At 65.8% G+C, this 23,293-nt stretch carries 22 protein-coding genes and 2 tRNA genes; 13 read left to right on the top strand and 11 right to left on the bottom strand.

Annotated features, from left to right (window positions below):
- Positions 1–218 precede the first annotated feature (218 nt).
- From CXY82_RS10790 to pknB, 7 genes are all read left to right on the top strand, one after another.
- Complete coding sequence (locus CXY82_RS10790) at positions 219–968, top strand: DUF3662 and FHA domain-containing protein (protein WP_104170936.1); 750 nt, start codon at positions 219–221, stop codon at positions 966–968.
- On the top strand, positions 965–1,549 hold the full coding sequence (locus tag CXY82_RS10785) for an FHA domain-containing protein (RefSeq protein ID WP_104170935.1): 585 nt from the start codon (positions 965–967) through the stop codon (positions 1,547–1,549). Before CXY82_RS10790 ends, CXY82_RS10785 begins: the two co-directional genes overlap by 4 nt.
- Before the next feature lie 4 nt (positions 1,550–1,553).
- Positions 1,554–2,783 carry a PP2C family serine/threonine-protein phosphatase gene (locus CXY82_RS10780; RefSeq protein ID WP_104170934.1) on the top strand — a complete coding sequence of 410 codons (1,230 nt, stop codon included), beginning with the start codon at positions 1,554–1,556 and terminating at the stop codon, positions 2,781–2,783.
- Positions 2,767–4,173 (top strand): FtsW/RodA/SpoVE family cell cycle protein, encoded by a 1,407-nt coding sequence (locus CXY82_RS10775; protein WP_104100624.1) that lies wholly within the window; start codon positions 2,767–2,769, stop codon positions 4,171–4,173. The genes CXY82_RS10780 and CXY82_RS10775 overlap by 17 nt, the downstream gene beginning before the upstream one ends.
- Positions 4,173–5,624, top strand: a complete 1,452-nt coding sequence (locus CXY82_RS10770) for a penicillin-binding protein 2 (RefSeq protein WP_104170933.1) — start codon at positions 4,173–4,175, stop codon at positions 5,622–5,624. Before CXY82_RS10775 ends, CXY82_RS10770 begins: the two co-directional genes overlap by 1 nt.
- Positions 5,621–7,324: a protein kinase gene (locus tag CXY82_RS10765; RefSeq protein ID WP_104170932.1), complete on the top strand. Its 1,704-nt coding sequence runs from the start codon at positions 5,621–5,623 to the stop codon at positions 7,322–7,324. Before CXY82_RS10770 ends, CXY82_RS10765 begins: the two co-directional genes overlap by 4 nt.
- Positions 7,325–7,387: 63 nt before the next feature.
- Positions 7,388–9,097 carry a Stk1 family PASTA domain-containing Ser/Thr kinase gene (gene pknB, locus CXY82_RS10760; protein WP_233194110.1) on the top strand — a complete coding sequence of 570 codons (1,710 nt, stop codon included), beginning with the start codon at positions 7,388–7,390 and terminating at the stop codon, positions 9,095–9,097.
- Between the two features lie 24 nt (positions 9,098–9,121).
- On the opposite strand, the gene CXY82_RS10755 is transcribed toward pknB, so the two are convergent.
- Genes CXY82_RS10755 through CXY82_RS10750 form a run of 3 tightly spaced genes read right to left on the bottom strand, consistent with a single transcriptional unit; the run spans position 9,122 to position 10,755 of the window.
- Complete coding sequence (locus tag CXY82_RS10755; protein WP_104170930.1) at positions 9,122–9,760, bottom strand: aminodeoxychorismate/anthranilate synthase component II; 639 nt, start codon at positions 9,758–9,760, stop codon at positions 9,122–9,124.
- Positions 9,757–9,918, bottom strand: coding sequence for a DUF4175 domain-containing protein (locus CXY82_RS17605; RefSeq protein ID WP_146067669.1), 162 nt, complete (start codon positions 9,916–9,918; stop codon positions 9,757–9,759). Before CXY82_RS17605 ends, CXY82_RS10755 begins: the two co-directional genes overlap by 4 nt.
- Before the next feature lie 9 nt (positions 9,919–9,927).
- Positions 9,928–10,755 (bottom strand): class E sortase, encoded by an 828-nt coding sequence (locus CXY82_RS10750; protein WP_104170929.1) that lies wholly within the window; start codon positions 10,753–10,755, stop codon positions 9,928–9,930.
- An 83-nt stretch (positions 10,756–10,838) separates the two neighbouring features.
- On the opposite strand from CXY82_RS10750, the gene CXY82_RS10745 reads away from it, so the two are divergent.
- From CXY82_RS10745 to CXY82_RS10725, 5 genes are all read left to right on the top strand, one after another.
- Positions 10,839–11,084 carry a cell division protein CrgA gene (locus CXY82_RS10745; protein WP_104100630.1) on the top strand — a complete coding sequence of 82 codons (246 nt, stop codon included), beginning with the start codon at positions 10,839–10,841 and terminating at the stop codon, positions 11,082–11,084.
- Positions 11,085–11,351: 267 nt separating this feature from the next.
- A complete protein-coding gene (locus CXY82_RS10740) occupies positions 11,352–11,846 on the top strand; it encodes a Dps family protein (protein ID WP_104170928.1) in 495 nt (164 codons plus the stop codon).
- Between the two features lie 76 nt (positions 11,847–11,922).
- Positions 11,923–12,999, top strand: coding sequence for an acyl-CoA dehydrogenase family protein (locus CXY82_RS10735; protein WP_146067670.1), 1,077 nt, complete (start codon positions 11,923–11,925; stop codon positions 12,997–12,999).
- Positions 12,996–14,378: a bifunctional PIG-L family deacetylase/class I SAM-dependent methyltransferase gene (locus CXY82_RS10730; protein ID WP_233199294.1), complete on the top strand. Its 1,383-nt coding sequence runs from the start codon at positions 12,996–12,998 to the stop codon at positions 14,376–14,378. Before CXY82_RS10735 ends, CXY82_RS10730 begins: the two co-directional genes overlap by 4 nt.
- Positions 14,375–15,094: a glycosyltransferase family A protein gene (locus CXY82_RS10725; RefSeq protein WP_104170925.1), complete on the top strand. Its 720-nt coding sequence runs from the start codon at positions 14,375–14,377 to the stop codon at positions 15,092–15,094. Before CXY82_RS10730 ends, CXY82_RS10725 begins: the two co-directional genes overlap by 4 nt.
- 355 nt (positions 15,095–15,449) lie before the next feature.
- On the opposite strand, the gene CXY82_RS10720 is transcribed toward CXY82_RS10725, so the two are convergent.
- A complete protein-coding gene (locus CXY82_RS10720; RefSeq protein ID WP_104170924.1) occupies positions 15,450–16,280 on the bottom strand; it encodes a rhomboid family intramembrane serine protease in 831 nt (276 codons plus the stop codon).
- Between the two features lie 12 nt (positions 16,281–16,292).
- Complete coding sequence (locus CXY82_RS10715; protein ID WP_104170923.1) at positions 16,293–16,832, bottom strand: peptidylprolyl isomerase; 540 nt, start codon at positions 16,830–16,832, stop codon at positions 16,293–16,295.
- A gap of 125 nt (positions 16,833–16,957) precedes the next feature.
- Here CXY82_RS10715 and CXY82_RS10710 point away from each other — a divergent pair, with 125 nt between their 5' ends.
- Positions 16,958–17,497 (top strand): hypothetical protein, encoded by a 540-nt coding sequence (locus CXY82_RS10710; protein WP_104100637.1) that lies wholly within the window; start codon positions 16,958–16,960, stop codon positions 17,495–17,497.
- 77 nt (positions 17,498–17,574) lie between these two features.
- On the opposite strand, the gene CXY82_RS10705 is transcribed toward CXY82_RS10710, so the two are convergent.
- From CXY82_RS10705 to gyrB, 6 genes are all read right to left on the bottom strand, one after another.
- Positions 17,575–17,904 (bottom strand): hypothetical protein, encoded by a 330-nt coding sequence (locus CXY82_RS10705; RefSeq protein WP_134542444.1) that lies wholly within the window; start codon positions 17,902–17,904, stop codon positions 17,575–17,577.
- Between the two features lie 107 nt (positions 17,905–18,011).
- A tRNA-Ala gene (locus CXY82_RS10700) sits at positions 18,012–18,084 on the bottom strand.
- 47 nt (positions 18,085–18,131) lie between these two features.
- A tRNA-Ile gene (locus CXY82_RS10695) sits at positions 18,132–18,205 on the bottom strand.
- Positions 18,206–18,289: 84 nt separating this feature from the next.
- The gene (locus tag CXY82_RS10690) at positions 18,290–18,697 is read right to left on the bottom strand and encodes a DUF3566 domain-containing protein (protein ID WP_104100639.1); all 408 of its coding nucleotides are present in this window, start codon (positions 18,695–18,697) and stop codon (positions 18,290–18,292) included.
- A complete protein-coding gene (gene gyrA, locus CXY82_RS10685; RefSeq protein ID WP_104170921.1) occupies positions 18,690–21,248 on the bottom strand; it encodes a DNA gyrase subunit A in 2,559 nt (852 codons plus the stop codon). The genes CXY82_RS10690 and gyrA overlap by 8 nt, the downstream gene beginning before the upstream one ends.
- Before the next feature lie 49 nt (positions 21,249–21,297).
- Positions 21,298–23,274, bottom strand: coding sequence for a DNA topoisomerase (ATP-hydrolyzing) subunit B (gene gyrB / locus CXY82_RS10680; protein WP_104170920.1), 1,977 nt, complete (start codon positions 23,272–23,274; stop codon positions 21,298–21,300).
- Positions 23,275–23,293 lie beyond the last annotated feature (19 nt).

The following is a 23,293-nucleotide window of genomic DNA, read 5'->3' as shown; positions in this document are numbered from 1 at the left end:
TTCCGAGGGCACAACGCCATTCGAGACAGGCAGGCCGCGCGAACACAGGACTGCACGGCGTGGCGAACATCCTGAACACGCGCCCGATATGCGCTCGACATGGTGACCCGGACTGGCTCCCGTAGGATGACAACCCTCACCGGGTATTGCCCGGCGGGTGAGTTAACACTTGGGACAAGTAACATGCTCATAGCCGAAAGGATCGGATCGGGAGACCTGTGGGCATTCTGGATAGTTTTGAAAAGGGTCTCGAACGCGCCGTCAACGGTGCGTTCGCCAAGACCTTCAGGTCGGGGCTGCAGCCGGTTGAAATCACCTCAGCGCTGCGTCGCGAACTCGACACAAAAGCAGCGGTCGTGTCCCGCGATCGCATTCTCGCGCCCAATCGCTTCACGGTGCGAATGAGCCATGCCGACTTCCAGCGCATGTCCGCCCTTGGCCAGACCCTCCTCGACGAACTCACCGAACTCGTGCAGCTGCACGGCCGCGAGCAGCGTTACCAGTTCGCCGGCGGCGTCTCGATCACCCTGTCCGCGGATCGCGGCCTCAGTGAGGGCATGGTCCAGATCGACTCCAGCACGATCAAGGGCAGCGTCGCCTGGATCCCCGTGGTCGAGGTCAACGGCAAGCGCTACCCCCTGACGCAGTCACACACCGTCATCGGGCGCGGGAGCGACGCCGACATCACCATCGACGACTCCGGCACCTCTCGCCGGCATGTCGAGATCCTCTGGGACGGCTCCCGTGCCCAGGTGCGCGACCTCGGCTCGACAAACGGCTCCCAGCTCAACGGTTCACCGGTCACGCAGGCCATCCTCGAGCCCGATTCCGTCGTCACCATCGGCCGCACCCGCATCGTCTTCAGGGTCATCGCGCAGGCATCCTCTTCCGAGCCGGTGACCAAGCGTCGCCGCGACGGCGGCCGCGAACGTCACGACATGGACGGATTCTGGGGACCCACCGCATGAGCGTCAGCGAGCTCACCCTGCTGGTGCTGCGCCTCGGCTTCCTGCTGGTGCTCTGGCTCTTCATCTTCGGCATCGTCTATGCCCTGCGCAGCGACCTGTTCGGCCAGCGCGCACGCAAGATGCAGGCGGATGTCGTTGGCTCGGCCGGCGCGCCCGCCGCGTTCCCGAGCGCCACGCCCGTGCCGAGCGCCACCCAGCCTCCCGCCGCCGCGGCCTCCGCGCCGACGGAGCAGTTCACGGCTCGGCCGAGCCCGGCGTTCACCGCCGTGGACGACAAGGCCACCAGCCAGAACGCGACCCGCCTCGTGATCACCTCCGGCCCGAAGTCCGGCACCGAGTTCCCGCTCACCGGCGACTCGATCACGATCGGGCGGTCGGGCGACTCGAGCCTCGTCATCCGTGACGACTACACGTCCACTCACCACGCGCGTCTGATGCTCTGGCATGACAAGTGGATGATCCAGGATCTCGATTCGACCAACGGCACCTTCCTGGACGGCAACCGTTTGGCCGTGCCGACCCCGGTCCCCCTGAACACCACCGTCAAGATCGGCGCAACCAGCTTCGAGCTTCGGCGGTAGCTGCATGGCGACAGTCAGTCACAGCGCGGCCACGTCCCACGTTGGAAAGATTCGGTCCAACAACCAGGACTCCGGCTATTCCGGGCGCCATCTCTTCCTGGTTGCCGACGGCATGGGCGGGCACGCCGGCGGCGACGTCGCTTCGGCGATCGCCACCAAACGCATCATGGATGCTGACCGGGACTTCCAGTCCCCGCAAGACGCCGAGTTCGCCCTGCAGGCGGCGCTGATCGCCGCGAATTCGCAGCTCGCCGAGACCGTGTTCGAGCACGCCGAACTCACCGGCATGGGCACCACCGTCAGCGCGCTGATCGTGCTGGAAGACGAGGTGGCGATCGCGCACATCGGTGACTCGCGCATCTACCTGCTCCGCGAGGGCGAACTCTCCCAGATCACCATCGACCACACCTTCGTGCAGCGGCTCGTCGACAGCGGCCGCATCACCGAGGCGGAAGCCATGGTGCATCCGCGCCGCTCGGTGCTCATGCGCGTGCTGGGCGACGTCGAATCGGCGCCGGAGATCGACACCTCCATCCTTGCGACCTTCCCCGGTGACCGCTGGCTGATCTGCTCCGACGGGCTCAGCGGCGTGGTCTCTAATTCGGGCATCGCCGCGGCCCTGCTCAGCCCACTTGACGCCCAGGGCGTGGCCGATCGTCTGGTCAAGGAAAGCCTCGACGGCGGAGCCCCTGACAACGTCACCATCGTCGTCGTCGACATCGGCTCACCCGCCGAACGCATCGACATGCCCACCGTGGTCGGGTCGGCATCCGCTCCCCTCGCCTTCGGCGAGGAGCCCACCCGCGGCCGGGCGCTGCGCATGTCGAGCTTGCGCCTGCACCCCGTGCGTGAGACGCACTTCGAGCCTGACTCCCAGGACTATCTCTCGGAGCTGATCGAGGAAGACAATCGCCGGGCCCGCCGCCGCAAGATCACCTGGCTGGTCGGCATCATCCTGCTGACCCTGGCCATCGTCGGTGCCGGCTTCCTCGGCTACCGGTGGACCCAGTCCCGTTACTACGTGGGGGTGGAAGGCAGCACGGTCGCCATCTTCCAGGGCGTGCAGCAGGACCTCGGCCCCCTCTCCCTGTCCTCCGTCTTCGAGGACACCGACCTGGAGCTGTCCGAACTGCGGGTCTACGACCGGCAGCAGGTCGAAAAAACCATCAGCGCAACCTCCCTCGCGGATGCGTTGCTCATCGTCGAACGGCTCCAAGATGCCAGCGTCCAGTAACCGGTCCACGACGACGGATGCGCCCGCGCGCCCGCCCCGCACGGGTCGCGTGCGCCGACTGCACCTGCCCCAGAAGCTGCGCAACCTCGAGTTGGTCCTGCTGCTCATCGCCTGCGGCATCAACGCGGCCACCGTTGTGCTCGTGCAGCTCGGCGCGCTCGGCCGAATCGACACGACACTGGTGCTGCTCGGCGCCGGCCTGTCGGTGCTGGTTCTGGCCATGCACGTGGTGCTGCGCGTCGTGGCCCGCGAGGCCGACCCGTTCATCCTGCCCATCGCCACCCTGCTCAACGGCCTCGGCATCGCCATGATCTACCGCATCGACCTGGCCAACGAAGAGTCCGGCTGGGCCAGCGCCTCCGTACGCCAGACCGTGTGGAGCGCCCTGGCCATCGGTTGCGCGATCGCGGTCATCCTGATCATCCGCAACCACCGGGTGCTGTTCCGCTACACCTACATCGCCGGGTTCGTCGGTGTGGCACTGTTGCTGCTCCCGCTCGTTCCCGGCCTCGGCCGCGAGGTCAGCGGGGCGCGCGTCTGGATCGGCGTCGGATCCTTCGCCACCTTCCAGCCGGGCGAGATCGCGAAGATCGCCCTGGCCGTCTTCTTCGCCGGCTACCTCGTGCGCAACCGCGACAGCCTCTCCATGGTGGGCAAGAAATTTCTTGGCATGCGTTTCCCGCGCCTGCGCGACCTCGGCCCGATCCTTGTCGTCTGGGCGCTGTCCATGTCCGTGATCATCTTCCAGCGCGACCTCGGAACCGCCCTGCTCTACTTCGGTCTATTCCTGGTCATGCTCTACCTGGCCACCGGCCGCCTCAGCTGGGTGCTGCTGGGCATGTCCCTCTTCCTCGGCGGTGCCCTCATCGCCAGCCAGACCCTGGACTACGTCAACGGCCGGTTCCAGAACTGGCTCGACGCCCTCAACCCGGATGTCTACGGGGCCGACGGCGGCAGCTACCAGCTGGTGCAGGGGCTCTTCGGTCTCGCCAAAGGCGGGCTCATCGGCACGGGCCTGGGCCAGGGGCGTCCAGAGATCACCCCCGTCCCCCAGAGCGACTACATCATCGCCAGCCTCGGCGAGGAACTCGGCCTGGCCGGCATCTTTGCGATCCTCGCGCTCTACCTGCTCCTCGTCGCGCGCGGCTTCCGCATCGGCTTCGCCGGCAATGACGACTTCGGCAAGCTGCTCGGCGTGGGTCTCTCCTTCGTCATCGCCCTGCAGTGCTTCATCGTGATCGGCGGCGTCACCCGTGTGATTCCCCTCACCGGTCTGACCACACCCTTCCTCGCCGCCGGCGGGTCCTCCCTCGTCGCGAACTGGATCATCGTGGCCCTGCTCCTGCGCCTGTCCGACACGGTGCGCAACCAACCCAGGCTGGTGGTCTGATGAATCGTGAACTCAAACGAGTGAGCATCGTGGTCCTGCTCATGTTCGTTGCCCTGCTCGTCTCCACGACAATCGTGCAGGTCTTCCAGGCAGACAGCCTGTCCGCGGATGCCCGCAACACCCGCACGCTCTACGACAGCTACTCCGTCGAACGCGGTCCGATCCTCGTCGCGGGCGAGCCGATCGCCCAGTCGATGCCCGCCGACGATGAATACAAGTTTCAGCGCACCTACAGCAACGGGCCGCTCTACGCCCCGATCACCGGGTTCATTCCGCTCAACGGTGCGCCCACCGGGCTGGAGCATGCCCTTAACGGCGAACTCAGCGGAACGTCCGACGCCCAGTTCTTCGACAAGATGAACGCCCTGATCACCGGCCAGAACCCCAAGGGGGCTTCTGTGGAGGTCACGATCGACCCGGTCGCGCAGCAGGCCGCCTGGGATGCCCTCGGCGACCTCACCGGCTCCGTCGTCGTCTCCGAGCCGGCGACCGGTCGCATCCTCGCCCTGGTCTCCAAGCCCAGCTACGACCCGAACCTGCTCACCGTGCACGACAACCAGCAGGTCACCGACAACTATCAGTCGCTGCTGAACGACGACGGTAACCCGCTGCTCAGCCGCGCCACCAAGACCCTCAACCCACCCGGCTCGGTGTTCAAGCTGGTCGTGATGACGGCCGCCCTGGAATCGGGCAAGTTCACCCCGGAGAGCACCTTCCCGAACCCGCCCACGTACCAGCTGCCCGGCTCGTCGGCTGTCGTCATCAACTCCGGCGGCGGCACCTGCGGCGGAGGGGACACCGTCACCCTCGCCACCGCCCTGCGTCTCTCCTGCAACATTCCGCTGGCCGAACTAGGTCTGCAGCTGGGCAACAAGGCCATTCGCGACACGGCCGAGAAGTTCGGCTTCAACAGCGACTATTCGATCCCCCTCGACGTGTCTCAGAGCGTGTACCCCACGGTTCTCGACGACGCCCAGACCGCACTCTCGGCCTTCGGCCAGACGGATGTCCGTGCGACGGCCCTGCAGATGGCGATGGTTTCAGCCGCGATCGCCAACGGCGGCCAGCTGATGACGCCCAACCTCGTCGACAAGGTGACCGCACCGGACCTGAGTCCGATTCAGGTCTTCGAGCCGGAAGCAATGAAACGGGTGATGAGCGCCGAAACGGCGGCAACACTGAACCAAATGATGGTCAACGGAGTCCAGGATGGCGCCGCCAGCAATGCAAGAATAGACGGGGTCAAGGTGGCAGGTAAAACGGGCACGGCGGAGAACGCCGAGGACGAGCCTTACACCCTGTGGTTCACCGGATTCGCTCCTGCGGAGGATCCGAAATATGCGATCACCGTTCTCGTTGAAAATGGCGGGGGACTTGGCCAGACAGGGTTCGGCAATCTGCTTGCCGCACCTATTGCAAAGGAAGTACTAGAGGCGGTGCTGAACAAATGAGACCCACATCAGGGCTCACCTTCGGGGGACGATACGAGCTGCAGTCCCGGATCGCCATTGGCGGGATGGGTGAGGTTTGGAAGTCGATCGACCTCGTAATCGGTCGCACGGTCGCCATCAAGATTCTCAAGGACGAGTACCTCGGTGACCCTGGGTTCCTCGAGCGGTTCCGCGCCGAGGCCCGTCACGCCGCGCTCGTCAACCACGAAGGCATCGCCAACGTGTTCGACTACGGCGAAGAAGACGGCAGCGCCTTCCTCGTGATGGAACTCGTACCCGGTGAAGCACTGTCCACCATCCTCGAGCGCGAGCATGTCCTCCCCGCGGACAAGGTGCTGGACATTGTCTCCCAGACGGCCGCCGCGCTTCACGCCGCGCACGCCGCCGGACTCGTGCACCGCGACATCAAGCCGGGCAACCTGTTGATCACGCCCGAGGGCCGCGTCAAGATCACCGACTTCGGCATTGCCCGCATCGCCGACCAGGTGCCGCTCACCGCGACCGGCCAGGTCATGGGCACCGTGCAGTACCTCTCACCCGAGCAGGCCAGCGGCCGCTCCGCCTCGCCGACCACCGACATCTACTCGCTCGGCATCGTCGCTTACGAAAGCCTCGCCGGCCGCCGGCCGTTCACGGGCGAGTCCCAGGTCGCGATCGCCATGGCGCAGATCAATGAGACCGCCCCCGACCTGCCCGACACGGTGTCGGAGCCGGTGCGCAACCTGGTGATCTCCTGCCTGGCCAAGAACCCCGCGGACCGTCCGGCCTCGGCCGCGCACCTGTCCCGTGCCGCCGCGGCCCTCCGTCGCGGCGACATCGCGGCCGCTGCGGCATCCGTGCCTGCCATCATGAACGGCGTCACGCCCACCTCCGCGACCATGTTGATGCCCGGAGCCGGCGGAATGCAGGCCACGACCGTGCTGCCCACCGGAGCGCCCGCGACGCGTGCCTCCGCGACGGCGGAACCCGAGGAGAAGAAGCGCAGCCCGTGGACCTGGCCGCTGATCGGCCTGATCGGCCTGCTCGCGCTCGTACTCACCGGCACCCTGATCGCCCTGTTCACACAGGACAACACGACGCCGGTGGAGACGCCGACCACGTCGGCACCGGCATCGGTGACTCCGTCCCCGAGCAAAACGCCCACCCCCTCGGCGACCCCCGCGCCATCGCCGACCCCAACGAGCAACACCGTCGAGGTCAGTCTGGCCGACTACCAGGGACTGACCAGCACGGAGGCGCGCGACAAGCTGTCCGGGCTGGGATTCGTAGCGGATGTCCAAGCCGGCAACGCGGCCACCACCCCGGAGCAGATCGCCGACACCGTCTACGACGTGAACCCCACCGGCCCGGTGACGAAGGGTTCCACGATCACGGTCACGGTCTACGCCCCCGCCGTCACCCCCGACGACCCGACCGCGGCGCCCACCGTCGCCCCCGCCTCGGTCGCCGCCGGAGCAGAGGCCACGGTCACCTGGGCTGCACAGTCCTGCCCAAGCGGCCAGACGCTCTCCGGCTATGAAGTCGTGGCCGACGGCGACGCCGTCTCCCCCGGCCCGATCAGCCCGGACGCCACCTCTACGAAGATCACCGCGGGTCCCGACGCCGGCACCTTCACGGTCAAGTTCCGCTACATCTGCGGCCAGGTCGCGTCGGCCTACTCAGAGTCCAGCACACCTGTCACCGTCACCCCGGCGGCGTAGCGGAGGCTCAGGAAGGTACGGCTAAAATACGGTGAAATGTGTGCGCGAGCTGGGAGTAATGCTTTGACTGATGAAGGCCGTCTGCTCGCTGGTCGTTACCGGGTGGGTGCGCTCCTCGGGCGAGGTGGAATGTCCGATGTGCACATCGGCACCGATTCCCGGCTCGGCCGCACGGTCGCGATCAAGCTGCTCAAGTCATCGCTTGCCGCCGACCCGGCATTCCGCACCCGCTTCCGCCAGGAGGCGCAGGCGGCCGCCCGTATGGCTCACCCCACCATCGTGCGCGTCTTCGACGCGGGCGAGGAGTCAGTCTCCGAGATCGGCGGCCACGAATCGCAGATCCCGTTCATCGTGATGGAATACGTCGACGGTCGACTGCTCAAGGACATCATCCGCGAGGGCCCGGTTCAGCCCGACGAGGCCGTTCGCATCATCGTCGGCGTTCTGACAGCCCTCGAATACTCTCATCGCGCGGGCGTCGTGCACCGCGATATCAAGCCCGGCAACATCATGATCACCAAGACCGGTCAGGTCAAGGTGATGGACTTCGGCATTGCCCGGGCCATCTCCGACTCCTCGACGACCGTGGCGCAGACCACGGCGATCCTGGGCACCGCCTCCTATTTCTCCCCCGAGCAGGCCAAGGGTGAATCGGTGGATGCCCGCACCGACCTCTACTCCACGGGCGTGGTCCTGTTCGAGATGCTCGCCGGTCGCCCACCATTCCGCGGTGACTCCGCCGTGGCCGTCGCCTACCAGCACGTCAGCGAAGCCCCGGTCGAACCGAGCTCGATCAACTCCCGGGTGTCCCCCGCACTCGACGCCGTCGTGCTGCATTCCCTGGCGAAGGACCGTTTCGCGCGCTACCAGAGTGCCGTGGAGTTCCGCACCGACGTCGAGCTGGCCGGGTCAGGGCAGATTCCGGAGTACCACACGTCCGATGACTCCAGCGGCGGGCTGTTCGCTGCTGCCCCGCTGGCGGCTTCCGGCTCCGAGCTCGCGCTCAAACAGCTCACCGAAGACGAAACCATGGTGCGCACGCAGCGCCGCCCACCCGTGATCTGGATCTGGGCCGGTATCCTCAGCGTCGTCGTCATCGTGCTCTCCGTCATGATCTGGGCCTTCAGCCTCACGCCAAGCGTTGATCTGCCCGACAACTCGCGCCGGGTGCCGTCGCTCACCGGATTCAGCTATGAGAACGCCCAGAATTCACTTCTGGACCAGGACCTGGCCGCGATCCGGGCCGAGGAGGCCAGCGCCACGGTGCCCAAGGACCAGGTGATCCGCACAGACCCTCCGGCAGGCACGATCGCCCAGCCGACCGACCTGATCGAGGTTTATGTCTCCACCGGCGCCCAGCCGGTCGACGTTCCGGATGTCACCAACCTGCCCCTCGCCGACGCCCAGACCGCGGTGACGGACCTCGGCCTCACCGCGGGGTCGGTCACTCGGGAGAACTCTCCGACCATCGCCGCCGGTCTGGTGCTCCGAACCGACCCAGTCGCCGCGACGACGGAAAAAACCGGTGTCACGGTCGATTTCATCGTCTCCAGCGGCCTCGTAGCCCTCCCCGACCTCGAGGGTCAGCTTCTGAGCGCGGCGATCGATATGCTCGCCGCAGCCGACGTGCAGTTGTTCCCCATCCCCACACCCGATGAGACCTGTCCCCAGCAGGATGGCTCGCCGGTGACCCAGCAGTCCCTGGCTCCGGGCGACGTGCCCCAGAAGTCCGAGGTTACGTTGGTCTACTGCACCGGCCCAGCTGCCGACTGAGTCCCGGCCCGGCGGCTGACCGCCTCAGCTGAGCTTCAGCAGGGGAGTGAGCCCCTGGGCCGTCTTCCGGGCGCCGGGCAGTCCGGCCAGAGCCAGCCAGTTGGCCACCATCAGGTAGCCGCCCTCGGTCAGCACCGACTCGGGGTGGAACTGCACACCCAGAATAGGGGCGCTCACGTGCCGGAGCCCCATGATCACGCCGCCCTGCGTGCGTGAGGTGACGATCAGGTCGCTCGGCACGGTGCCGTCGACGACGGCGAGCGAGTGATACCGCGTCGCCGTGAACGGCTGCGGCACGCCGGCGTAGAAGTCGCTGCCGTCGTGCGTGATCAGACTGGTCTTGCCGTGCATGAGTTCTTCGGCGTTGGTGACCGTGGCCCCGAAGGCCTCGGCAATCGCCTGGTGCCCCAGGCAGACGCCGAACAGGGGCTGGCCGGAACCGAGGGCGGCGCGCACGATCGGCACGGAGACGCCGGCGTCGGACGGCTTGCCGGGACCGGGTGAGATGAGCACGCCGTCAAATTCCGCGATGCGGGCCGCGGCCTCCTCCGGCTCGAAGGCATCGTTGCGCAGCACGACCGTTTCGGCTCCGAGCTCCATCAGGTAGCCGTTGAGCGTGTAGACGAAACTGTCGTAGTTATCGATGACGAGGATGCGGGTCATGGGCTTCCTACCGTGACTTCCTGATTGTTGACAATGGAATCCACCCATGGGAACGCCCAGGTGGCAAGCACGAACAACATGGCTGTGAGCAGCACGAACACCAGCACGATCCGGAGCCAGACCGGTCCGGGCAGAACCCGCCAGAGAGCAGCGTACATCCGAGCCTCCTAGCCCTGGGCCTGGGCATTGATAACGGTCGCGACTTCGGCCGGCGGGCCGGCAGATGTCGGTTGCCACGCCTCGAAAACACCGTACGCGATGATGCGCTCGGCCGTGGAGAGCAGGGGATTGCAGCTCGTGAGCGTGATGAACCGGTCGACGGGCGCCACATCCGGATTGTGCGGCACCGGCGCGATCACATCGACCGCGGTCGGGGCGACGTACTCGAGGTCGCGGAACCGGTAGGTGTAGTAGCCGTCAGCGGTCTGAACGTAGATCGCGTCGCCCAGCTGGAGTTCGTTGATCAGGTGCATGCCACCGCCGTTGGCGCTGCGGTGCGCCGCCAGGGCGAAGTTGCCGAGCTCACCGGGCATCTGGGTGTCGGGGTAGTGGCCGATCCCCGACCGGGAGCTGTTGAGCACATTGTTGTCAATCCCCTCGGCGATGGACCGGTGATAGTCCGCCCCGAATCGCGGCACGTAGAGCACGGCGAAGGATTGTGCGCTGGGGGGAGCCTCACGGACGACCGGGTCACCGAAGTCGGCCGGGGCCGACTCCCCCGGGTCGGTTGTCTGCGGGGTATCCGCGGCCTGATCGCGACTGGACCGCTCGTCGTCAATCCAGGTCTGGCTGATCTCGGCCGCCGCCTTCGACTGCTGGCCGGCCATAATCATGTCATTCCACCAGAGTTGCCAGCCCAGGAATGCGAGCACGAGAACGCCGGCCGTGATGAGCACCTCGCCGATGATCCCCACGGCACTGAGTCGCGGGCGACTCTTGTGGCGGGGGGCGTGGCGGGTCGCCTCTGCGGGAGGCTGATCTGCTCGCTCGGACATGGACTCAATTCTAATCGGGGAGGTGGGTCCTCTCTGCCGGGCACCTGCCGGTCGATCCAGCCAAAGACGCTAGAATCGCAGGCATGTCACGCTCGAATCCCCGCAGCAAGCCCGCCCGCACCGAGGTCGCCCGCTCCGGCGAGGCCGGTCCGAACGCCGTGTGGTTCAAGCCGGTGATGTTCGGTTTCATGCTCATCGGGCTGGCCTGGATCATCGTCTTCTACGTGAGCCAGGGAACACTGCCCGTCGCTGGTTTCGGGTCGTGGAACATTCTGGTCGGTTTCGGGATCGCCTTCGTTGGCTTCCTGATGACCACCCGCTGGCGCTGATCCCGCCCTTATCCGGCCCGGTGGTAACGCCTGTCGAGACCCCGTCCCGCACCCCCGCGACGGGATAATGACAACGGTGTAATTATCCCCATGTGGACAAACCTGTGGATAACTTTTCCGGGAGGCAACCGCGGCCGAACAGCTCGCTGAACCCCGGCGCTGTGTCTCACATTGTGCACCTGCTAGGGTGCTGTGTGAAACCAAGCGGGGGCACCGGCCGAGACGCGGTCGAGACGTGTTTCCGCTGTGTGAGAAGAGGCGTAACTCATGAAAGCATCAGCAGAACTCGGCTCCAACCTGCAGTCCGTTCTCGTCGACCTGATCGAGCTGCACGTGCAGGGCAAGCAGGCGCACTGGAGCGTCGTGGGCAAGAACTTCCGAGACCTGCACCTCCAGCTCGACGAGATCATCGACGATGCCCGACTATTCTCCGACCAGCTGGCCGAGCGGATGCGCGCGCTCGATGCCCTGCCGGACGGCCGAAGCGAGACGGTCACGGCGACCACCCACCTGCCCAAGTTCCCCGCCGGAGAGGTGGACACCTCGGAGACCGTCGGCCTGGTCACCGACCGCCTCGACGCGACGGTCGACAACATCCGTGCCGTTCACGACGCGGTCGACGAGGAAGACCCGACGAGCGCCGACATCCTGCACGGCTTTATCGAGAAGCTGGAACAGTACGCCTGGATGGTCAGCGCCGAGAACCGCACCCCGCGCAAGGCGCCGGCCAAGGCCCCGACCAGGCCAGCCGGCAGGGCCTGAGTCGGAAGCTAAGCCTCCTGTTTCACGCACCTGGACACGGAGCCTGGTGTGGTCGGTACCAAACCAGGAGGTCGGTTTGACGAGGATAGAAAGTCCGGGACCGACCTGGCTGACCGTGCCCGGGAAACGCACGGCGGAGTCCAGCCTGCGCGACGCCGCAACGGCTGCCTTCGCAGTGAACGGAGACGCGGGGCGGGCCCTGGAGCTCTCCCGCGCGCTCGGCGGCTCCGTTCCCCGACCAGGGTCAGGGCGGACGCTGCGCCTGCTTGAAACCCTGGCTTCCCTGGCCGCCGCGGACCTCACGGCCGCGCGGGTAGCCGAGGCGCACCTGGACGCCCTCGCCATCCTCGACCAGGCCGCCCTGGATCCGGCCGGGCTCGTCGCGGGGGGCAGCCCGGAACCGAGCTGGGGCGTCTTCGCCGCCGAGGCCGCGGGGTCTCGTCTCGAGGCGAGACCGGTCGGCGGCGAACGGTGGCGTCTCGACGGCACGAAACCCTGGTGCTCGCTCGCCGGCTCGCTCAGCCACGCCCTGGTCACAGCGAACACCACGGCCACCACCCGGCGGCTGTTCGTGGTCGACCTGGCCGACCCCGGCATCACCGTCCGCACGGACGCCTGGGTGAGCCGAGGGCTCCCCGCCGTGCCGAGCGGTCCGGTCGAGTTCCGAGGCACTATGGCCCGGCCGGTCGGCGACGACGGCTGGTACCTCCGCAGACCGGGCTTCGCCTGGGGTGGGATCGGCGTCGCGGCCTGCTGGTGGGGTGGCGCCGTGGGTCTGGCCAGGCGGGTCTGGGAGTCCGTACTCGAGCGAGAGCCCGATCAGATCGCGCTCGCGCACCTGGGCGCCCTCGACCTCGCGCTGACCGCCGCCGGGACCTCCCTGGCTGCCGCCGCGGCGGCGATCGACGCCGGGGACGCCGTCGGCGACCAGGGCGCACTCCTGGCAGAGCGGGTGCGCGGCCAGGTCGCGCGCACGGTCGACGAGGTGATCACCCGCACGGGCCACGCGCTCGGCCCCGCGCCGCTCGCCTTCGACGCTCGGCACGCTGGGCGCATCGCCGATCTGCAGCTCTACGTTCGCCAGCACCACGCCGAACGGGACGACGCGGCGCTCGGTCGCCGACTACGGGACGCCGGGGTATCCCCGTGGTGAGCTTCAGTCACACGGATGCCGGCACGGCCGAAACCGTGTGGACGGCGGTGCATGGTGATGCGGCCGGCGTGCAGGCACTGCGCATCGACGAATTGCGCCGACTCGTCGTGGTCGCGTCGCATCCCGACGACGAAACGCTCGGTGCCGGCGGGCTGATCGCCCGGGCCGGGGGGGCCGGAGTTCCGGTGACGGTTGTGGTGCTCACCAATGGTGAGGCCTCCCATCCCCTGTCCCGTACGCACGACCCCGGGCGGCTTGCGGAATTGCGCCGGGTTGAGGTGACGGCTGCCGTCACCGCCCTGGCGCCCTCGGCCCTGGTGCGCCTGGTCGAGCTCCCCGACGGATCCCTCGCCGAGCGCCCGGAGGAGGCGTCCCGGGCGATTTCCGCCGAGCTCGGGGCCGGCGGGCCGGGAACCTGGTTGGTCGCCCCTTGGAGCCTGGACGGCCATCCTGACCATGCGGCGGCGGCCGAGGCCGCCCGCCACGCGGCCCGCGGCCGAGGTGTCAGCCTCTTCGAATACCCGATTTGGGCCTGGCACTGGTCCACCCCGGGGGACCCGATCTGGTCGGACGGCGTGCTGCGAACCCTTGATCTGGCGCCCGAAGACCGTCGGCGTAAATCTAGGGCAATGGCCCTGCACATCAGTCAGGTGCAGCCGCTGTCCGAGCTGCCCGGCGACGAAGCGATCATCCAGGCGGCCTTCGGTGCGCACTTCGAACGCGAGTATGAGATCTTCATCGAGATCGAAACTGAGAAAGAGTCGGGGAATAGAGCGAGTCTGACCGGGGATTTCTTTGAGGAGTTCTACGCCGGGAACCGTGACCCGTGGAGTTTCGAAACTCGCTGGTACGAGGAGCGCAAGCGGTCACTGACCCTGTCGGCGCTGCCTCGGAAACGCTTCCGAGCGGCGCTGGAACTGGGCTGCTCGATCGGCATGCTGACGGCTGGTCTTGCCGACCATTGCGACACTGTCGCCGCGGTCGACATCGCCGAGCAGCCGCTCCAGGTCGCCCGCGCCCGGCTGGTGTCACGCCCCAGCGTCACTTTCGCACGGCGCACCCTGCCCACCGAGTGGCCGGAGGGCTCCTTCGATCTCATCGTGTTCTCCGAGGTCGGGTACTACTTCTCGGCGGAGGAATTGCGAGCGGTTCTCGGGCGATGCCGCGACAGCCTTGCTGCCGGTGGTGTGCTCGTGGCCTGCCACTGGCGGCATCCGGTGCCGGAATATCCACTGACCGGCGACCAGGTGCACGCAGAGCTCGGCAGGCTGGCCGGGTTCGAGCGCACGGTTGAGCATCGGGAACGCGACTTCCTGCTCGAGGTGTTCGAAGCCGCGCCGGCTCGCTCGGTCGCACAACGCGAAGGCCTGGTTCCGTGAGCGGCCGCGGCGCGATCGACAGAATCATCGTCGTGGTACCGGCCCGCAATGAGGAGGAGCTCCTGCCGAGATGCCTGTCGGCGTTGGCCGTGGCCGTCGGGGAGGTCGGCGGGGTGGCCGGTCAGGCGCCGCCGGTCATCGACGTCGTGGTAGTGCTCGACCGGTGCAGCGATGGTACAGCCGACGTCGCCTCGGAGTGGCCGATATTCGCGAGCATCCAGACGAACGGTGGCGCCGTCGGCGTTGCCCGCCGCGCCGGGGTGCGGCACCTTGTGCCGACCTCTGACCAGTTCACCTCGGCGACGTGGATCGCGACGACGGATGCCGACTCCGCTGTGCCGCCGAACTGGCTGACCGTTCAGCTTGCATTCGCCCGCAACTCCATCGATCTCGTCCTGGGAACCGTGGTTCCCGACGACGGGTTGTCCGACGGAGGCAGGGAACGGTGGGACGCCCAGCACCGCCTGGTCGAGGGCCACACCTATGTGCACGGTGCGAACCTCGGAGTGCGCGCCGACCGGTATTTGCACGCCGGAGAATTCGCGCGCGTCGACGGGCATGAGGACGTGCGGCTGGTCTCCGCCCTGCGCAGTCTCAGGGTGAGCGAGATTCGCACCGAACTGATCCCCGTTGTTACCTCCGGTCGCCTCGCCGGGCGCACTCCAGAAGGATTCGCCGGCTATCTGCGTGATCAGGCGGCCGAAGCCACTCCCTAGGGGAGTGAGTCCTCATCGTTTGGTTGTGTCGCTCCCGGAAGGTCGCGGGCTGACCGCACTGCGGGCACGCGTTCATCCCCGGCGGAGCGCCGTGCCCGGCGTCGAACCAATTCGACGGAGATTCTGGGTCAAACACCTGTTCGTCAGCCCAAACGGGCTGTTTAGAGAAGAATCTCCGTCGAATTCGTTCGGGCAGAGTAGCTGCAGGCCTCGGGCTCGACAGACACGGCGGTCGGGCCGCACGTACCGCCCGCGCCGCGGTCCCCTGCGCGCCTGCGTCGGCATCGGGAACAACCTTCTCCGCCACCCTCCGCGAACCCACATTGCCCCGGGCAATCGGGGCTCACGCGGCGAGCTAGGTCAGGAACATCGCACCGCTGACGACCACCAGAAACGCCCCGAAAACCGTTATCAGCACGGTCTGCAGCCGCTGCTGCTTGATGCGGCGGGTCTGCACGAAGATCAGCCCGACCACCGCACCAGCGATCAGACCGCCCACGTGCGCCTGCCAGGCCACATTCAGCCCCGGTAGGAATCCGATCACCAGGTTGATGCCGACCAGGATCAAAAGCTGGGTCGCGTTTCCGCCCAGGCGCCGCTGGATGATCAGGAACGCGCCCATCAGGCCGAAGATGGCGCCGGAGGCGCCGACAACGGGAATCCGGGGGTCGGACAGGAACAGGACGCCCAGAGATCCGGCGAGGCCGCTCAGCACGTACAGGGCGAGGAAACGGCCACGACCGAGCATTCCCTCAAGGATCTGACCGAAGATCCAGAGCGTGTACATGTTCAGCAGTACGTGGAAGATGGAGCCGTGCACCAGCACGCTCGTCAGCATGCGCCAGGGCTCAAAGCTCCCGGGAGAGGAGTAAACGCCCGCGTACCAGAGGAGGCTGGTGAAACCAGCACCCAGGATGAACTGCAGCAGGTATATCGCCAGTGTGACGCCGATGATCACTGTGGTCACCGGGTGCGAGGTGCTCTTCAGCCGGGTCAGGATGGCCGGCTTGGTGCGCGGGGCATGCCTGCGCTGTTCGTTCATGCACTCGGGGCAGATCACGCCGACGGCGCCCTGAGTCTGGCAGTCAGGGCAGATTGTGCGGCCGCAGCGCTGGCAGAGGATGTAACTCTGCCTGCTCGGATGCCGGTAGCAGAAGTTAGCGGCGGTTCCGGGCAGGCCTGTCATCGTAGGCGGAGCCTAGACCTGCTCGACGGTGACGCTCTCGATGACGACTTCGGTCTGCGGACGGTCGCGGCCGTCGGTGGGCACGGTCGCGAGCTTGGCGACGATCGCACGGGAGTCCTTGTCTTCGACGGCACCGAAGATGGTGTGCTTGCCCTGCAGCCAGGTCGTCGGCACGACGGTGATGAAGAACTGCGAACCGTTGGTTCCGCGTCCGCCCTGGATACCGGCGTTCGCCATTGCGAGCACGTACGGCTGTGTGAAGTCGAGGTCCGAGTTGATTTCATCGTCGAACTGGTAGCCCGGTCCGCCGGTGCCCCGGCCGAGCGGGTCGCCGGCCTGGATCATGAAGTCCTTGATGATGCGGTGAAAGACCGTACCGTCGTAGAGAGGTGCGTTGGAGGTTTGACCGGTGGCGGGGTGCTTCCACTCGATCTCGCCGGTTGCGAGACCGACGAAGTTCTTGACGGTCTTCGGCGCGTGATTGCCGAAGAGGTTGACCTTGATCGGTCCGAGGGTGGTATTGAGCGTTGCGACGGCAGTGTGCTTAGACATGAACTCAATTCTTGCACAGCCGGATTGGTGGATTCCGATCGACACCGGCTCTACCCAGAGCCCTCCCAGACGATTGCGTGGCAAGATGGACAGTGTTCGCCACATGACATCGATGGAGGGTCCAGATGAGCCTGTCACGCAAGCGCCGCAAGGAACTTACTCGGCTGCGTAAGAGCGCAGACGAATTATGGAACAACCAGCAGGAAGTGCTGGAGCGTGCCAACGCCATTGCACGGGAGGCCAGCCGCCAGGCCGGCATCCTCACCCGTGAAGAAGTAGCTCCCCGCGTGCGTGAAAGCTATGAGCACCTTTTGCGCCCTGGAGTGCAGGCCACTCAGGATCTCGCCGAAGGTGTTCGCCACCAGGTCATCGACCGGGTGTTGCCCGGAATCGGCAGCGGAATCGGCACGGCCATCGGCTCGGTGATGAGCGTCGGGGACGTCGCCCGCGACGCCCGCGTTCGTGCGGCACTGAACCGCGTGCGGTTCCAGAAGCCTGTCGTGCTAGAGAACAAGGGTCCTGGCGCCGGCACCTACATCGCACTCGGTGTTGCCCTGGCCGCCGCCGCAGGCGTCGCCTACGCCGTCTGGCAGACCTTCCGCGCCGACGACGAGCTGTGGGTCGCTGAAGATGATCCCGCCGCCGCCACGTCAGTCGAAGACTAGACCGCAGCACCGCAACGCCAGGGGAGGGCCCGCATCCAGGGGATGCGGGTCCTCCCCTTTTCTTTCGGGTTGCCGGCTCAGCCGAGAAGAATCGTCGAGGCACCCTCGAGTTCTTCGAGCTGCGTCAGAAGCGACATGACGACAATCACGTCGATGACCACATTGAACAGCGCAGCGACGATCGAGAGGATCAGCCCGATCTGCGCCAGATCCCGGCGATTCGAGCGCCGCAGCGCGATAATGCCGAGCACAATCCCTACGCTCGCGAGCAACAGGCCGAGAATCGGGAGCCAGCCGCCGGCGAAGGCCACAATGCCCATCCAGAGGGCCGTGATCGCGAGCCTGTCGGCCGTGGGCCGGGAGGGCGGCATTGCGGCTGCTGGTGCTGGGCGGTTGCTGGCTGACATGCGCCTCACCGTACCAAATCGCAGGGTGAAGCTGTGCGAAAGTGACTGAGGTTCGATAAATGGAGAACGCCCGGCCCCAAAAAAAGGGGCCGGGCGTTCTTATTTTGTGGAGCCACGGGGAATCGAACCCCGGACCTCCTGCTTGCAAAGCAGGCGCTCTACCAATTGAGCTATGGCCCCGCATGATCACGGGGATTGCATGCCGCGGTGTCGAAACTTTTCTTGCGTGGGGATACCGGGATTTGAACCTGGGACCTCTTCGTTATCAGCGAAGCGCTCTAACCAACTGAGCTATATCCCCCTAGTGGGCGAGTTTGAGACTACCCGATTCGACGGGATTGTCCCAATCGAGCCGCAAAGCGACCCGACCGGCAACATCCGACGACTAGTTGTTGGTGAATCCGACGAGCAAGCCGCCGGTGATCTTCACGCTCAGGTTGTACAGAACCGCGTATACGGCTCCCAGCGCTGTGATGACGACCGTGTTCAAGATGGCCACGACGAAGGCGAAGCCCATCACGTTCCCGATGGACAGGATGCTGGCCAGATCGGACGAGGCGCCGGCGATATCGGTGTACAGGTCATCGACCTTGCCGAAGATGCCCGTTCCGTTCAGGATCGTGAAGATCAGGAACGTGGCCACGATCGTGACGATGCCCAGGCACAGAGCGATCAGGAAAGACAGTTTGACAGCCGACCAGAAATCCACGTAGACGAGCTTGAGCCGCACCTGCTTGGTCGCGGCCGGCTTGCGGCTGGATTTCTTGGCGAGCTTTTCGGCGACACTACTCATTTACAGGTTCTTCCTCTCCCAAGGCGATTTCCGGTTCGGCCGCAAGAATCTCGGCCACCAGATTGCGCTCGGTGTTTTTCGCAATGGCGATGATTCTGTCTTCATCCGCAAACTTAGCGAAAACAACGCCCATCGTGTCCCGTCCCTTGGCCGGGACCTCGGAGACGTCCGAGCGTACCACCTTGCCGCTGGCAAGTACCACGAGCACCTCGTCTTCTTCGTCGACGATCAACGAACCCACCAGGTCGCCACGGTCGTCGTTGAGCTTGGCCACCTTGATGCCCAGGCCGCCTCGGTTCTGGAGGCGGTACTGGTCGGCTGCGGTGCGCTTGGCGTAGCCGCCCTCGGTCACGACGAACACATAGCCGTCGCCCGAGACCACGGATGCGTCCAGCAGGCTGTCCTCGCCGCGGAAGTGCATTCCGATGACGCCGGAGGTGCTGCGTCCCATCGGGCGCAACGCCTCATCCGATGCCGTGAACCGGATCGACATTCCTTTTCTGGAGACGAGCAGCAGGTCGGAGTCGTTTTCGACCAGCAGGGCCGAGACAAGTTCGTCGCCCTCGCGCAGCTTGATCGCGATGATGCCGCCCGTGCGGTTCGTGTCGTATTCGCGCAGCTCGGTCTTCTTAATCAGGCCGTCGCGGGTCGCAAGCGTCAGGTACTGGGCCACGCCGTAGTCGCGAATGTCCAGGATCTGCGCGATCTCCTCACCCGGCTGCAGCGCGAGCAGGTTGGCGACGTGCTGGCCCTTCGCGTCCCGGCCGGATTCCTGCGCTTCGTAGGCCTTGGCCCGGTAGACGCGCCCGGTGTTCGTGAAGAACAGCAGCCAGTGGTGCGTGGTCGTGACGAAGAAGTGCTCGACCACGTCGTCCGCCCGCAGCTGGGCTCCCTTGACACCCTTGCCGCCGCGGTGCTGATTGCGGTAATTGTCACTGCGCGTGCGCTTGATGTAGCCGCCGCGGGTAACCGTGACCACCATCTCCTCTTCGGGGATGAGGTCCTCGATCGACATGTCACCGTCGAAGCCGAACATGATCTCGGTGCGCCGGTCGTCGCCGAACTTGTCGGTGATCTCGGTGAGCTCATCGCTGATGATGGTGCGCTGACGCTCCGGGCTGGCCAAGATCGACTGGAACTCCACGATCTGCAGTTCCAACTCGGCAGCCTGATCGATGATCTTCTGACGTTCCAGAGCAGCCAGACGTCGCAGCTGCATGGTCAGGATCGCATCGGCCTGGAGCTTGTCCACGTCCAGCAGTTCCATCAGGCCGGTACGAGCGTCGTCGACGGTGGGGGAGCGACGGATGAGGGCGATCACCTCGTCGAGGGCGTCGAGGGCCTTGAGATAGCCGCGCAGGATGTGCGCATCCGCTTCGGCTTTCTTCAGGCGGAACTGGGTGCGCCGCACGATGACCTCGACCTGGTGGGCGACCCACGCGGAAATGAAGCCGTCGAGGGACAGGGTGCGCGGCACCCCGTCGACGATGGCCAACATGTTCGCGCCGAAGTTCTCCTGCAGCTGGGTGTGCTTGTAGAGGTTGTTCAGCACGACCTTCGCCACCGCGTCGCGCTTGAGAACGATCACAAGGCGCTGACCCGTGCGGCCACTGGTCTCGTCACGGATGTCGGCGATGCCGCCGATCTTGCCGTCCTTGACCAGATCGGCGATCTTGATCGCGAGGTTGTCCGGGTTGACCTGGTACGGCAGCTCGGTGATCACCAGGCAGGTGCGACCCTGGAGCTCCTCGATGCTCACCACGGCACGCATGGTGATGGAACCACGGCCGGTGCGATAGGCATCCTGGATGCCCTTGATGCCGAGGATCTGAGCGCCGGTGGGGAAGTCGGGGCCCTTGATGCGCTGGATCAGCGCTTCGAGCAGTTCATCGCGGGTCGCGTCGGGGTTCTGCAGGTACCACAGGGCGCCGGCCGCCACCTCGCGCAGGTTGTGCGGCGGGATGTTTGTAGCCATACCCACGGCGATGCCGACCGAGCCGTTGACCAGCAGGTTCGGGAAGCGGGAGGGCAGCACGGTGGGCTCGAGTGTGCGGCCGTCGTAGTTGTCCTGGAAGTCGACGGTGTCCTCGTCGATGTCGCGCACCATCTCGAGTGCGAGCGGGGCCATCTTCGTCTCGGTGTACCGTGGGGCTGCGGCGCCGTCGTTGCCGGGGGAGCCGAAGTTGCCTTGCCCGAGGGCCAGCGGATAACGAAGGCTCCAAGGCTGTACGAGGCGCACGAGCGCGTCGTAGATCGAGGAGTCACCGTGGGGGTGAAACTGCCCCATCACGTCGCCCACCACGCGGGCACACTTGGAGAACGCCTTGTCCGGACGGTAGCCGCCGTCGAACATGGCGTAGATGACGCGACGGTGCACGGGCTTCATGCCGTCGCGCACGTCGGGCAGCGCGCGCCCGACGATGACGCTCATCGCGTAGTCGAGGTAGGAGCGTTGCATTTCCAGCTGCAGGTCGACCTGATCGATCTTGCCGTGCTGCACGAGGTGCGCAGCCTTGGCCGCGGTGTCTGCTGCCAGGGACGCGGCGTCCATGTCGGTCCCATCGGGGCCCTCGCCCGAGGTACCGCCGGTGTTGGAGTGGTCAGATGTCAAGGAAACGCACGTCCTTCGCGTTTTTCTGGATGAAGTTACGGCGGGACTCGACGTCCTCGCCCATCAAAGTGGAGAAGATTTCGTCGGCGGCGGCAGCATCGTCGAGGGTGACCTGCAGCAGAGTGCGGGACTCGGGTGCCATTGTGGTTTCCCACAGCTCCTTGTAGTCCATCTCGCCCAGACCCTTGTAGCGCTGGATCCCGTTGTCCTTCGGAATGCGCTTGCCGGCCGCGGCTCCGTCTTCGAGGAGCGCGTCGCGCTCTCGGTCGGAGTAGACGTACTCGTGTGCCGAGTTCGCCCATTTGAGGCGGTACAACGGCGGCTGGGCCAGGTAGACATATCCGAGATCGATAAGCGGCCGCATATACCGGAAGAGCAATGTGAGCAGCAGGGTCGTGATGTGCTGGCCGTCGACATCGGCGTCGGCCATCAAAACGATCTTGTGGTACCGCACCTTGTCGGGGTTGAACTCTTCGCCCATGCCGGCGCCGAAGGCCGTGATCATGGCCTGAACCTCGGCATTGCCGAGGGCACGGTCGAGCCGGGCCTTCTCCACGTTCAGGATCTTGCCCCGCAGGGGCAGAATCGCCTGGAACTCGGGGTTGCGGCCCTGCACGGCGGATCCGCCGGCCGAGTCACCCTCCACGATGAAGATCTCGGAAAGCGATGGGTCCTTGCTCTGGCAGTCCTTAAGCTTGCCGGGCATGCCGCCACCCTCGAGGAGTCCCTTGCGCCGGGCGGTCTCTCGCGCTTTGCGGGCGGCCATCCGTGCGTTCGATGCTTGAAGCGCCTTGCGGATGATTTCCCGCGCCGGGTTGGGGTTGCGGTTGAACCAGTCGGATAGCTGGTCGTTGGCGACCTTCTGCACGAAGGACTTCGCCTCGGTGTTGCCCAGCTTGGTCTTCGTCTGTCCCTCGAACTGCGGTTCGGCGAGCTTGATCGAGACCACGGCGGTCAGGCCCTCGCGCACGTCGTCACCGGTGAGGTTGTCGTCTTTTTCCTTCAGGATGCCCTTTTCCCGGGCGTATTTGTTGACGAGGGTGGTGAGCGCGGCGCGGAAGCCCTCCTCGTGGGTGCCTCCCTCGTGGGTGTTGATCGTGTTCGCGTAGGTGTGCACGCTCTCGGTGTAGGCGGTGGTCCACTGCATGGCCACTTCAAGCGCCATCTTGCGTTCGTGATCTTCCCACTCGAACGAGATGATCTCGTCGTTGACCAGGTCGGCTTTCTTGGCCCGGTTGAGGTATTCGACGTAGTCGACAAGGCCGTTCTCGTAGAGGAAGGTCTTGGTGACCGGCGTGCCCTCGTCGTCGAGGTTCTGCGGCCGCTCGTCGGTGAGCGTGAGGCTGAGTCCTTTATTCAGGAAGCCCATCTGCTGGAAGCGGGCTCGCAGGGTCTCGAAGTCGAAGTCCGTGGTCTCAAAGGTCTTCGAACTTGGCCAGAACGTGATGGTGGTGCCGGTTGCATCCGACGGCTCGTCCATGGTGAGGGGAGCGTTGGGCACGCCGTCGTGGAAGCTCTGGCGCCAGACGTGACCCTGGCGGCGTACCTCCACCTCGAGGCGGCTGGACAGCGCGTTGACAACCGAGCTGCCCACGCCGTGCAGACCGCCTGACACCGCGTACCCTCCGCCGCCGAACTTGCCTCCGGCGTGCAGCACGGTGAGCACGACCTCGACGGTCGAGCGGCCCTCCGCCTTGTGAATGTCAACCGGGATTCCGCGGCCGTTGTCGGCGACGCGAACCGCGCCATCCGCCAGGATCTTAATGTCGATGGTGTCGCAATAACCGGCGAGGGCCTCGTCGACGGAGTTGTCCACGATCTCGTAGACGAGGTGGTGCAGACCGCGAGGTCCGGTGGACCCGATATACATTCCGGGTCGTTTACGAACGGCTTCAAGTCCCTCGAGAACTTGGATATCGTCTGCGCCGTATCCGTGCTCCGGCTCGATCTGTGGGTCAACTGACATCTGTAATGGGGCTCCTGAC

It is taken from the genome of Cryobacterium sp. M23, from assembly GCF_002929655.1.
In the GTDB taxonomy this organism is placed as follows: domain Bacteria; phylum Actinomycetota; class Actinomycetes; order Actinomycetales; family Microbacteriaceae; genus Cryobacterium; species Cryobacterium sandaracinum.
This window is presented reverse-complemented; position numbering and strand designations above follow the sequence as displayed.